The following is a 12,308-nucleotide window of genomic DNA, read 5'->3' on the forward strand; positions in this document are numbered from 1 at the left end:
TTCATCCTTGCATCTCGCCAATCTGAGATCCGTCGTTCGCGGTTGCGGCGCCTACCTGCCGGAGCGCGTTCTGACGAACGACGAACTGTCCCGCGTCGTCGACACCTCCGATGAATGGATCGTCCAGCGCACCGGCATCCGCCAGCGCCATATCGCGGCGGAGGGGGAGACGACCTCGCAGCTCGGCGTCCGGGCGGCGCAGGCGGCGCTCGACGCGGCCGGGCTGAAGGCCGGCGACATCGATCTCGTCATCTGCGCCACGTCGACGCCCGACTTCACCTTTCCCGCGACCGCCACCATCATCCAGCACGCGCTCGGCATCGCCCACGGCGTGGCCTTCGACCTGCAGGCGGTGTGCTCCGGCTTCGTGTTCGCGCTCACCACCGCCGACAAGTTCCTCACCTCCGGCTCGCACCGGCGGGCGCTGGTGATCGGGGCAGAGACCTTCTCGCGCATCCTCGACTGGGAAGACCGCAGCACCTGCGTGCTGTTCGGCGACGGAGCGGGAGCCGTGGTGCTCGAGGCCCGGCCGGGCACGCAATCGGTGAAGGATCGCGGCGTGCTCACGACCCATCTGCGTTCCGACGGCCAGCACCGCGCCAAGCTTTTCGTGGACGGTGGCCCCGGCTCGACACGCACCGTCGGCCACCTGCGCATGGAAGGGCGCGAGGTGTACCGCTTCGCGGTGGGCATGATCACCGACGTGATCGAGGATGCCCTCAACGCGCTCGGCCTCACGCCCGCGGACATCGACTGGTTCGTGCCCCACCAGGCCAACAAGCGCATCATCGACGCGAGCGCGCAGAAGCTCGGCTTCGCGCCGGAAAAGGTCGTCGTGACCGTGGACAGGCATGGCAACACCTCGGCAGCCTCGATTCCCCTCGCCCTGAGCGTCGCGGCGGCGGACGGGCGCATCGCGCAAGGCGACCTCGTGCTCATCGAATCGCTCGGCGGCGGCTTCACCTGGGGCAGCGCCATCATCCGCTGGTGACGGCAGAGACCATCCTCAGGGCATGCGCAGACGGGTGAATCATAATACTTGCACCATTGACCGCTATTGGTGATCGGAATAGCGTTAATGTTCCGAGCGGACGACGCCGCCAACCATCGGAGAGCATATGCTTTTCGGCCGGGTGGCATTCGGTTCGTACCCGGTGACGCGCATGCGGCGACACGGCCGGGCTCCTTCCGGGAGGCCGGTGCAAAACGGGTGCAAGAGGAACAATCGGGCCGGCAGCGGCCCGCAGCGAGGGGCGCGGTCGCCGCGCGAGTGAGAGACCATGGCAGGACGGACAGTAACACGAGCGGACCTTTGCGAGGTCGTCTACCAGAAGATCGGGCTCTCGCGCACGGAGTCGGCGGCACTGGTGGAATCCGTGCTTTCCGAGATTTCCAACACTCTCGCGCGCGGCGAAACAGTGAAGCTGTCGTCGTTCGGATCCTTCATCATCCGCGACAAGGGCCAGCGCATCGGCCGCAATCCCAAGACCGGCGTCGAGGTGCCGATCGAGCCGCGGCGGGTCATGATCTTCCGCCCCTCCAACGTCCTGCGGGCCCGCATCAACGGCGAGGAACCGACCGCGGAGGACTGAGAGCGCCCGACAAAGCCTCTCGGGATCGACCGGCAAGCGCTTTCAACCTCCGCTCCCGGCCTCCGGCTCCGTGGCCGATCCTCACTGAAGCTGCCGGCATCGATGGCGTCCGGCTCCTTGCGGGAGGACCGCGGTCCCCCGGCCATCCTCGACCCGGCGGTTCGCACGACTGTGGCGCGGCGGTATAAACAAAGAGATAGAGCAAAATGGCGATTCAGATTTAATGCTCTGACGCCGTCTCCCGCCGACGACATCCCCCATCCCGGCTGTAACCGCCCTCGCCCGAATCACGCCAGCGCAAGGTTGGCGTGAGGCGATCGCAGCCCCCATCCAGGGCGACGGGCTGGCCGCGAACGCGGCCTTCGCCGTCCTACCGTGAAAGATTTGCTGTTTTCTTCCCGTATTACGTTAAAAATGACGGCACGGATGACAGCCTGGCGACAGTTTCGCGTGGCATAACAGTTTCACGCAACACCCAACCAGCGCAACGCTGGAGCACGGCGCGGATGCCGCCGCCGGCGAGGGCATGATGCCGGGAAGTAGACGCCACTTTTTGGAAAAATTATGTTCGATCAATGGATAGATCGGGACAGCTTGTCGACGATAGGTTATCCCGATCCGGCGGGCGCGGCGCAGGCAAGTTCGACATGTTGCGTGGAGGAGTGACAGGTGACCAAGGGACCAGACGCCTTTCGCACCATCAGCGAAGTTGCGGAAGAATTGAACGTTCCCCAGCATGTCCTGCGTTTCTGGGAGACGCGCTTTCCGCAGATCAGGCCGCTGAAACGCAGCGGCGGCAGGCGCTTCTACCGGCCGGACGACGTGGCCCTGCTGCGGGGCATCCGACATTTGTTGTACGGCGCGGGCTATACGATCCGCGGCGTACAGCGCATCCTGAAGGAACAGGGCATCGCCCACGTCCAGCGGATAGCGCCGGCATCCGAGGACAAGGCTGACGGGCTGGCCGACATCGCCCAGATCGACATCGCCCAGGCAGACATCGCCCAGGCAGACATCGCCCAGGCAGACATCGCCCAGGCAGACATCGGCCAGACCGACGATCCGGCAGCGGAGGACTTCGACCGCGAAGAACTCCCCGAACGGGAAGAGGACTTCGACGACACGGCAGCCGACCCCGCCGCCATCGCCGACACCACAGCGGAGGACGACGGGCCGGCCGGCAGCGTGGACGACCTCTCGCGCGGCGTCCGCCCCCCGCTCGCCCCCCCCTACGATACTCATGTCCGGCCCGAGTACGATACTCATGTCCGGCCCGAGGCCGTGGCGCGCACCGCGCCCGATACCGCCGCCGGTGATCAGGGATGGAGGGACGCGGGCGCGGGCCGCGAACCGGCGGGCGATGGCGCCCCAAGGTCCGGACAAGCCTCCGGGCATGACTCCGGATATGCCGGCGGATGGGATGCGGGCGCGGACGACAGCGCATCGGCAGACAGCGCCGGACATGCCGCGCCGGCGCCGCAGGCCGGGGCGATCTCGGCCATCGATCCGATGATCAACCGCTATGCGCCTGGGCCGTTGTCCTCGCGCCTGGAGCGGACCGGCGCGTCACGGCCGGAGGCCCCGGACAACCAGATCATCCAGCCCCAGTATCGCCTGACGACCGATACGCGGGAGCATCTGCAAGCCGTTCTCGACGAGATCCGGGAATGCCGGCGCCTCCTGAACAGTGCCCTCAGCCGCCTGCAGGACTGAGGCCGGGAGAAGCCGACGACATTCCGGGAAACCGGCACACCCACCCGGCCCGCTCGCCCGGTCCATTGCCCATGCGCGTCGCCCCGCCTCGCGCGCGGGGGGTGACGAACCTTCCGCAACGCCCCATATTAGTCTCCGACTGTGCGGTCCATGTCGCTTGCAATGCCGGCGGCGTGGGTGACAACAACGGCGGCACGGCAGGTATTGGGAGCAGGATATGGGTGACGTTCCGGCCATTCACACCCCGACATTCGACACGCGCGGCGTGCTGGCGTCGCGCTTCTTCGCCTATCTCGTCGATGCCGTCGTGATCTTCGTGCTCACCTTTTTTCTGGGGTGGATCATCGCCTTCCTCGGCGTGGTGACGTTCGGTCTGGCATGGCTGCTGTTTCCGCTGCTGGCTGGCACCGGCGTCATCTACAGCGCGATCACCGTCGGCGGCGAGGCGCAGGCGACGATCGGCATGCGCTGGCTCGGCCTGCGCGTCGTCGGCCAGGTCGGCGGACGCGTCGACTGGCTGACAGCGGCGGTGCATGCGATCTTCTTCTACATCGCGATCGGCACGTTCATCCTGTTCGTGCTCGACATCATCACCGGCCTCGTCAGAAGCGACCGGCGGCTGCTGCACGACGTGCTGACGGGCCTCACCGTCGTGCGGGCGTGAGCCTTCAAACGCCGGCCTCATAGTCGACGCCGACGAGGTAGAGTCCTTCGGCGGGCGCCATCGGCCCGCAGCGGGAGCGGTCGCGCGCGTCGAGCGCCGCGCGCACGTCCCCGGGCGCCCACTTGCCCGCGCCGGCCAGTTCGAGCGTTCCGACCATCGAGCGCACCTGATGGTGCAGGAAGGAGCGGGCCGAGGCGAAGACGCGGATTTCCTCGCCGATTCGTTCCACATCGAGCCGCTCCAGCGTGCGTATCGGGCTCGACGCCTGGCAGTCGGCGGCGCGGAAGGTGGTGAAGTCGTGCTTGCCGATGAGCGACTGCGCCGCCGCGTGCATCGCCGCCGCATCGAGCCGGCGCGGCACGTGCCAGACGCGGTGGCGCTCCAGCGCCGGTTGCGGCCGGCGGTTGAGGATGCGGTAGAGATAATGCCGCCGTACGGCGGAATGGCGGGCGTCGAACGTGTCGTCCATCACCCGCGCCGCCGTCACGGCCACGCTGTCGCCCTGCAGCTTCAGATGCGCGTTGGCGGCGTCGCGCACCTTGTCCGCCCGCCAGTCGCGCACGAGATCGACATGCGCCACCTGATGCGTGGCGTGGACTCCGGCATCGGTACGCCCGGCGCATTGCACACGCGGGTTCTCGCCGGTGAAGGCGTTGAGCGCCTCCTCCAGCGCCTGCTGCACGGCGCGCCCGTTCTCCTGCCATTGCCAGCCCACATAAGGCGTGCCGTCATATTCGACGGTCAGCTTGTACCGTGGCATTCAGGGGAGTGCTCCGAGCCGCGCGCCCTTCTCCAGCCGCACGCCGTTGAGGAAATCCGCAGCCGTCACCGCCGCCTTGCCGGCGCGCTGCACCTGCAGCAGCCGCACCGCCCCCTCGCCGCAGGCCACCGTCAACTGATCGTCAAGGATCGTGCCGGGCGCGCCGCCGCCCTCGACACGCGCGGTACGCAGCACCTTCAGCCGTTCCTCTCCCTTGCCGAAATCGGCGAGCACGAAAGCCCCCGGAAACGGCGACAGGCCGCGCACATGGTCGTGCACCTTCTGCGCCGGCCATGAAAAGTCGATGCGCGCTTCCTCGTTGGTGATCTTGCCGGCATAGGTCACGCCCTCAAGGGGCTGGGGCGTGAAGGAGAGCGCCCCGCGGGAGAGCGCCGCGAGCGCACGGGCCATCAGGTCCGCGCCGAGCCGCGACAGCCTGTCGTGCAGTTCGCCCGAGGTCTCGTCCGGGCCGATGGCGACGCGCTCCATCATGCCGACAGGCCCCGTGTCGAGGCCCGCCTCCATCTTCATCACCGCGACGCCGGTTTCCGCGTCGCCCGCCATGATCGCCCGCTGGATGGGCGCGGCCCCGCGCCAGCGCGGCAGCAGCGAGGCGTGCAGGTTGAGCGCGCCGAGCGCCGGCGCGTCGAGAACGGCCTGAGGCAGGATCATGCCATAGGCGACGACCACCGCCACATCCGCGCCGAGCGAGCGGAACGTCTCCACCGCCGCCTCGTCGCGCAGCCGGGCAGGCGTGAACACGGGAAACCCGAACCTGTCGGCCATGGCATGCACGGGCGAGGGCTGCTCGGCGAGCCCCCTGCCGCGCCGCGCCGGTGCGCGCGTGTAGACGGCGACGACCTCGTGCCCCTGCCCGACGATTTCCGCGAGCGTGGGCACGGCGAAATCCGGCGTTCCCATAAAGACGATGCGTAGCGACATGACACCCTGACAGCCTTGGTTTCATCACGCTCTTAAAACGTCCACGGCCGAGGCGCAAATCCCGAATGGGCCGGCCATGCGGCACACGATTGCGTGAAGACGCGGATTGAGGGACATCATTGCGCCGTCACGACGTTCGGGTTGCATGGGCGGGCCGTTCAACTGTCCGCTGAATCGGTTTATCTTTTTTCGCCCGCCGCAAGACCTGGCGGAAACCGGCACGACGCAGCCCCGACGATCCAGATCCGCCAAAACCGCGCCGATGAGGTTTCATGGACGCCATCCCACCAGCACAGCCCGTCCCTTCCGATCCCGCCCATCCGCCCCCGTGGCACGCCCTGCCGGCCGACGTCGTGCGGGATGCGCTGGCAACCGGCGACGGCGGCCTCGACGAGGCGCAGGTGGTCGAGCGGCGCGCCGTCTACGGTCCCAACCGGCTCCCGCAGCCGCCGCGCCGCCATCCGGTGCTGCGCTTCCTGGCGCAGTTCCACAGCGCGCTGATCTACGTGCTGCTCGGCGGCGCGGTCGCCGCCGTCGTGCTCGGCCACCTGATCGACGCCGTGGTCATTCTGGCGGTCGTCATCGTGAACGCCGTCGTCGGCTTCGTGCAGGAGGGCAAGGCGGAGGCGGCGCTCAGCGCCATCCGAGACATGATATCGCCGCGGGCGAACGTGATGCGCGCGGGCGAGCGCATCAGCATCCCGGCGGAGGATATCGTGCCCGGCGACATCGTGTGGCTCGAGGCGGGCGACCGGGTGCCGGCGGACCTGCGCCTGACGCGGGCGCGCAACCTGCTGATCGACGAGGCCATCCTCACCGGCGAATCGGTGGCGGCCGAAAAGCACGACGCGCCCGTGGCGGCCGATGCGCCGCTGGGCGATCGCTCCGGCATGGCCTTTTCCGGCACCATGGTGGCGGCCGGACAGGGAACCGGCATCGCCGTGGCGACGGGAACCGGGACCGAGATCGGCCATATCTCGACCCTGCTCGCCACCGTCGAGCCGATGTCGACGCCGCTGTTGCGCCAGATCAACGTCTTCGCCCGGCGGTTCACGGCATGGGCGCTCATCTTTGCCGCCGCGCTGTTCGCCTTTGCCGTGTCCATCCGCGAATACGGCTGGGCCGACGCGCTCATCGCGGTCGTGGCGCTCGCGGTCGGCGTCGTGCCCGAGGGTCTGCCCGCCGTGATGACCATCACGCTCGCCATCGGCGTGCGCCGCATGGCGGCGCGCAACGCCATCATCCGCCGCCTGCCCGCCGTGGAGACGCTGGGCGCGACATCCGTGATCTGCTCCGACAAGACGGGCACCCTCACCCGCAACGAGATGACCGTGCGGCGCATCGTCACCGCCGATGGCGCGCTCAGGGCATTGGGCGCGGGCTACGCGCCCGATGCCGGCACGATCACGCGCCTCGACGGCACCCCGGCCGATCTCGCGGACGACGACACGTCGCCGGCTGCCAGCCTCGTGCGCGCCGGAGCGCTCTGCAACGACGCCCGCCTCTATGTCCGGGACGGCCGATGGGTCGTCGACGGCGATCCCATGGAAGGCGCGCTGCTGACGCTCGCCCGCAAGGCGGACACCGATCCCGCCGAGCTGCGGGAGGCGTGGCCGCGCAGCGACGAGATCCCCTTCGACTCCACCTACCGCCTCATGGCGACGCTGCACCACGCGCCGGACGGCAGCAGCGTGATCTTCGTCAAGGGCGCGCCCGAGCGTCTGCTCGACATGTGCGCCCTCCAGCGCGCCGGAAACGACCTCGACGCCATCGGTCCCGATTACTGGCGGGCGGAGATCGACAAGGCCGCCGGCGACGGCGAGCGCGTGCTCGGCTACGCCATGCGCCGCCTGCCGACGCTGACGAGGCGCCTCACCTTCGACGATCTGCGCGACGATCTCGTGTTCCTGGGCGTGACCGGCTTCATCGATCCGCCGCGCGACGAGGCCATCGCGGCCATCCGCGAATGCCACGCGGCCGGCATAGCGGTGAAGATGATCACCGGCGACCACGGCACGACCGCCGGCGCCATCGCCCGCCAGCTTGGCCTTGCCGAGCACCCCGTCGTCGCGCTGGGGGCGGAGGTCGACAGGGTGGCCGACGACGAGTTGCCGGGGCTTGCCGCGCGCACGGACGTGTTCGCCCGCACGAGCCCCGAGCACAAGCTGCGCATCGTCAAGGCCCTGCAGTCGACCGGCGCGGTGGTGGCGATGACCGGCGACGGCGTCAACGACGCCCCGTCGCTGCGGCAGGCGGATGTCGGCATCGCCATGGGCCGCAAGGGCACGGAGGCCGCCAAGGAGGCATCGCAGATCGTCCTGCTCGACGACAATTTCGCCTCCATCGTCGCCGCCGTGAGCGAAGGCCGCACCGTCTACGACAATATCCGGAAGATGATCGCCTGGACGCTGCCCACCAACGGCGGCGAGCTGCTGGCGGTCGTGTTCGCCATTCTGGTCGGGTTCGCCATGCCGCTGACGCCGGCGCAGATCCTGTGGCTCAACCTCGTCACCACGGCAACGCTGGGTCTCGTGCTGGCGTTCGAGCCGGCGGAGCCGGGCGTGATGGCCCGCAAGCCGCGCGACGCACATGCCTCGCTGCTGTCGCCGTTCATGCTGTGGCGGGTTTTTTTCGTCTCGGTCCTGTTCCTGATCGCGATGCTGATCGTTTTCTTCACCAGCGCCGGGCGCGGTGACGAGCTGGAAATGTCGCGCACCCTTTGTGTCAACATGCTCGTCGTGCTGGAGATCTTCTATCTGTTCAACGTGCGCTATCTCAACATGACCTCGATCACCTGGCGCGGAGCGCTCGGCACGCCGGCCGTGCTCATGGCGATCGTCGCCGTGACGGCGGGGCAGTTCCTGTTCACCTACGCTCCCTTCATGCAGGCCGCCTTCGACACCCGCCCGGTCAATCCGGTCGACGGCGCGATGCTGATACTCCTCGGCGCCGCCATGATGGTCATCCTCGAAATCGAAAAGGCCATCCTGCGGCGGTTCAAGCTGCTCGGCATGGGATGAGATCCGGGCGGCGGCGGGGCTCGTCACCCTTGCATCAGCGTGGAGACATGCGCCGCGACGGAACGCGACAGCCCGACGAGATCGTACCCTCCCTCCAGGATCGACACCACGCGCCCGCCGCAGCAGCGGTTGGCGATGTCGAGCACGGCGCGGGTCGCATGGGCGAAATCGGCTTCGGTCAGGTTGATGTTCGCCAGCGGATCGCGCCAATGGGCGTCGAACCCGGCCGAGATGATGATAAGGTCGGGCGAAAACGCCTCGATGCGCGGCAGCACGCACACCTCCAGCGCCTCGCGGAAGATGCCGCTGCCGTCGCCCGCCTGCAGCGGCACGTTGACGATGGTGTCGTGCTCGCCGGTTTCACGCGCCGCGCCGGTGCCGGGAAACAGCGGCATTTCGTGGGTGGAGACATAGAGCACGCTCTTGTCGGCCCAGAAGATGTCCTGCGTGCCGTTGCCGTGGTGCACGTCCCAGTCGAAGATCGCCACGCGCCCGACGCCGAGTTCCTGCTGGGCGTAGCGGGCGGCGACGGCGGCGTTGTTGAACAGGCAGAAGCCCATCGGCTTGTTCACCTCGGCATGATGGCCGGGCGGGCGGATGGCGCAGAACGCGTTGTCGACCTTGCGGGCCACCACCTCGTCGACGGCGTAGCGGCAGGCGCCGAGCGCCCGCATGGCGGCGTTCCACGATCCCGGCGACAGCACCGTATCGTCCGCGATGTCGACGGTGCCCTCATGCGGCAGCGCCTCATAGAGATCGCGCACGTAATCCTCGGGATGGACGCGCAGCGCCAGCGTTTCGTCCCCGCGCGGCGCCCCCTCGCGCAGCAGATTGCTGAACGCCTCCTGCTCCAGCGCACGTTCGATGACCAGCAGGCGGTCGGCGCGTTCGGGATGTCCGAGCAGGGTCTGATGGTCGAGGCAATCGGGGTGGGAAAGGTAAAGGGTTGTCAACTGGCGTTTCCTGCTTTGGTTCCGGACCGCGAAACCGCAGGCGTTCCTGCAGTCCGAATGCCGCATCGTTTTGTGCGAGCATAGACGGTTTTACACCGGCGGCACGCTCTTTTTAGCCGGAAACAGACCAAATCTCGGCTGCCGGGCGCTGACGATCCGCGGGGGGCGAGGCTCGCCGCCCCGTCAGCCCGCCCGAACGGCGGGCACAGGCCGTCGGGCGCGGGCGGCGTATTCCCTGTCGGAAAGTGCGGGAAAAACAGCACATAGACGCCGGAAACAAGTTCCAGCATGTTTTCGTTTACCATTTCATCTAATTGTCAGCGCTAAAAATATGATTATCGACGCGAAGCCCGAATCATCTGGCCAGGGGGCGGGCCGAGAGAGGGCGGAGCGCCGGTGACGATGCGGGCCGATTCGCCATGTTCCCGCGCCCGGAGCGCGTTCCCACCGACCGGAAAGCGTCTCGGACGGACAGGTGCGCGAGATCGTGGAGGCGGGCCGCACGAAAGCGGATTGTCAACTGTTCCTGATTGCCTCTATCAACCCTCATCTCAAGCGACATGCCGTTCGCCCGGAATCGCGGTCGCGCCCTCTGCGGAAGGACGAAAGAATGGTCTGGTCACGGATTAAGCGCGTGGTTCGCCCGCTGCTGCTCGCTGTGGGCTTGGGCGCGGCGGTTGCCGGCTGTACCTACAAGAGCGTGCCAGACCCCTCCGTCTCGGCGCGCGACGCCGAATGGATGGCGCAGATGCCGAAGGCGGACGTCGATCTGCAGTTCGAGCGCTATCTCACCGACGATCCGACCGGCGAGGCGCCCGGCACGATCGTCGTCGACCAGAGGAACAAGCTGCTCTACTACGTCATGCCCGAGGGCAAGGCCATCCGCTACGGCGTCGCGGTCGGCGACGAGGCCTACGGCTGGACGGGAGAGGCGACCGTACAGCGCAAGGCCGAATGGCCGAACTGGAATCCGCCCGCGGAGATGGTCAAGCGCTGGCCCCATGTCCGTCCGGTGCAGGGCGGGCCGCACAATCCGCTGGGCGCGCGCGCGCTCTACCTCTACGACGCGAACGGCCGTGATACGCTGTACCGGATTCACGGCACGAACGAGCCGGAAAAGATCGGACGCGCCGTTTCCTCGGGTTGCATCCGCATGCGCAACATCGATGCGATCGACCTTTACAACAGGGTCGAGCTCGGTGCCCGCGTGATCGTCAAGTAGAGCCGGGCGGCAGTGCGGATCCGGAAGACGGCGGGCCGTCTTCCAGGGCCTCGGTCAGCTATTGTGCGGCTGACGCAGGAAAGGAGGCAGGTCGCGCGGAGCCTCGGCGGGCTTCTTCTTGGGCACGCTGCGCGTCGCAGCCGCGAGGGCTGGGATACCGAGTGCGCGGAACGGAGGCGTGATCTGCTTCGGCTGCCTGGCGCCGACTTCGACTTGGGCGGCGGGGGTGGCGGCGGGGATGCTGTCGGCCTTGCTTTGCTTGCTGGTCATGATACTCACAACGTGTTGGAAAAGAAAGCTGCTGCCTGTCGTCGGACGACATGATCGCCGACGTCTGTTCACGATGTCCGATAATAACGTCGGAGTGTTGTTAGGTTGATGGCAAAGTCGTGGCGGATCATGCAAAGCGCTAACAATTTTGTCGCCGTCGCTAACGAAGGATTAAAGCGGGGCGCATACAAGGCAGGCCAGCGGTTACCTTATCTCTCTGAGAGAACAGGTTTATTTCGGGTCGTCCAGCCCCGGACGGTGGATCATGCGACGTCTGGTCATTGAAGAGCCCGTCAGCCGGGCGGCGATCTGGGGGCGGCGCGTCGCGCTGTTCAGCGTGCCGGTGTTCGCAGGGGGCATCCTGTTGACGCGCCAAGGCGGTGACGACCTGACGTCGGGCCTTGCCGTCATCTGGGCCGCCGCCCTGCTGGCGGTCGTGGCGCTGGCGCTGGGGGTCGCTGCGCTGGCGCAGATCTGGCGCGAGGGCCGCAGGGGGCTGGAGGGGGCGATCCAGACGCTGCTGATTTCCGCCGCCGTGCTCGTCCTGCCGGGGTTCTTCGCGGTTCGGCTTCTCGCCACGCCCTATTACGCCGACCTGACGACGGACACCGTGAACCCGCCGGCCTTCTCCCGCTCGTCGGCGGCGCTGGCGGCGCGTGGCGGCCTGGCGCCGCCGGCCGTCCCGGCGGGGGCCATCGTCGAGGAACTGGCGGATCTCATGCGGCAGTTGGCGCGCGACCTGCCCCTGCCCGCCTCCGATCCGGCGAGGCTGCGCGACATGCAGCGCCGCGCCCGTCCGGAATTCAGGCCGCTGCGCACCGACCTCCCGCCGGAGGAGGCGTTCAGCCGCGCCCTGAAGACAGCCGAGGCGGAGGGGTGGGCGATCGTCGACCGGATACCGCCGGGCGGCCTTTTCGGCATCGGGCACCTGGACGCCGTCCAGTATACCAGCCTACTGCGGTTGCCCGTCGACGTGACGGTGCGGCTGCGTATCCACGCGGAGGGAACGACCGTCGACGTGCGCAGCGTTCCGCGTTACCGGCTGTTCGACATCGGCACTGGTCCGCGCCGGATCGAGCGCTTTCTGGAGAGCATCGCCCCCGCCGAAGGGTAGCACGTCGGCCGGCATGAACACGCTAAATCAAAAAGATGGAGCGTCCTGTTGATTCAAT

General features: G+C 67.8%; 10 protein-coding genes and 1 pseudogene. 7 read left to right on the forward strand and 4 right to left on the reverse strand.

Translation table 11 applies throughout. The features are described 5' to 3' along the window. The first annotated feature begins 7 nt into the window (after positions 1-7). The 4 genes and pseudogenes from ACUSIJ_RS01155 (at position 8) to ACUSIJ_RS01170 (ending at position 3,969) form a co-directional block, all read left to right on the forward strand. Entirely contained in the window at positions 8-991 is a 984-nt protein-coding gene (locus ACUSIJ_RS01155) for a beta-ketoacyl-ACP synthase III (protein ID WP_449306507.1), read from the forward strand. A gap of 289 nt (positions 992-1,280) precedes the next feature. Beyond that, entirely contained in the window at positions 1,281-1,592 is a 312-nt protein-coding gene (locus ACUSIJ_RS01160) for an integration host factor subunit alpha (RefSeq protein WP_449306508.1), read from the forward strand. Between the two features lie 669 nt (positions 1,593-2,261). Continuing rightward, a pseudogene (locus tag ACUSIJ_RS01165) lies at positions 2,262-2,517 on the forward strand (MerR family transcriptional regulator); the annotation flags it as partial. A 1,005-nt stretch (positions 2,518-3,522) separates the two neighbouring features. Then, complete coding sequence (locus ACUSIJ_RS01170; protein ID WP_449306509.1) at positions 3,523-3,969, forward strand: RDD family protein; 447 nt, start codon at positions 3,523-3,525, stop codon at positions 3,967-3,969. Between the two features lie 4 nt (positions 3,970-3,973). On the opposite strand, the gene truA is transcribed toward ACUSIJ_RS01170, so the two are convergent. Both truA and fmt read right to left on the reverse strand, forming a co-directional pair. Further along, positions 3,974-4,729, reverse strand: coding sequence for a tRNA pseudouridine(38-40) synthase TruA (truA, locus tag ACUSIJ_RS01175; RefSeq protein WP_449306510.1), 756 nt, complete (start codon positions 4,727-4,729; stop codon positions 3,974-3,976). Next, the gene (gene fmt / locus ACUSIJ_RS01180) at positions 4,730-5,671 is read right to left on the reverse strand and encodes a methionyl-tRNA formyltransferase (RefSeq protein WP_449306512.1); all 942 of its coding nucleotides are present in this window, start codon (positions 5,669-5,671) and stop codon (positions 4,730-4,732) included. Positions 5,672-5,943: 272 nt separating this feature from the next. Between fmt and ACUSIJ_RS01185 the strand changes: the two genes are divergently transcribed. Then, on the forward strand, positions 5,944-8,691 hold the full coding sequence (locus tag ACUSIJ_RS01185) for an HAD-IC family P-type ATPase (RefSeq protein ID WP_449306513.1): 2,748 nt from the start codon (positions 5,944-5,946) through the stop codon (positions 8,689-8,691). Positions 8,692-8,714: 23 nt separating this feature from the next. On the opposite strand, the gene ACUSIJ_RS01190 is transcribed toward ACUSIJ_RS01185, so the two are convergent. Further along, positions 8,715-9,644: a histone deacetylase family protein gene (locus ACUSIJ_RS01190; RefSeq protein WP_449306514.1), complete on the reverse strand. Its 930-nt coding sequence runs from the start codon at positions 9,642-9,644 to the stop codon at positions 8,715-8,717. A 610-nt stretch (positions 9,645-10,254) separates the two neighbouring features. Here ACUSIJ_RS01190 and ACUSIJ_RS01195 point away from each other — a divergent pair. Continuing rightward, positions 10,255-10,866 carry a L,D-transpeptidase gene (locus ACUSIJ_RS01195; RefSeq protein ID WP_449306515.1) on the forward strand — a complete coding sequence of 204 codons (612 nt, stop codon included), beginning with the start codon at positions 10,255-10,257 and terminating at the stop codon, positions 10,864-10,866. Positions 10,867-10,920: 54 nt separating this feature from the next. On the opposite strand, the gene ACUSIJ_RS01200 is transcribed toward ACUSIJ_RS01195, so the two are convergent. Beyond that, a complete protein-coding gene (locus ACUSIJ_RS01200; protein WP_449306516.1) occupies positions 10,921-11,136 on the reverse strand; it encodes a hypothetical protein in 216 nt (71 codons plus the stop codon). Between the two features lie 265 nt (positions 11,137-11,401). On the opposite strand from ACUSIJ_RS01200, the gene ACUSIJ_RS01205 reads away from it, so the two are divergent. Continuing rightward, positions 11,402-12,250 carry a DUF1499 domain-containing protein gene (locus ACUSIJ_RS01205; RefSeq protein WP_449306517.1) on the forward strand — a complete coding sequence of 283 codons (849 nt, stop codon included), beginning with the start codon at positions 11,402-11,404 and terminating at the stop codon, positions 12,248-12,250. Positions 12,251-12,308 lie beyond the last annotated feature (58 nt).

This window comes from Pseudochelatococcus sp. B33 (assembly GCF_053570585.1).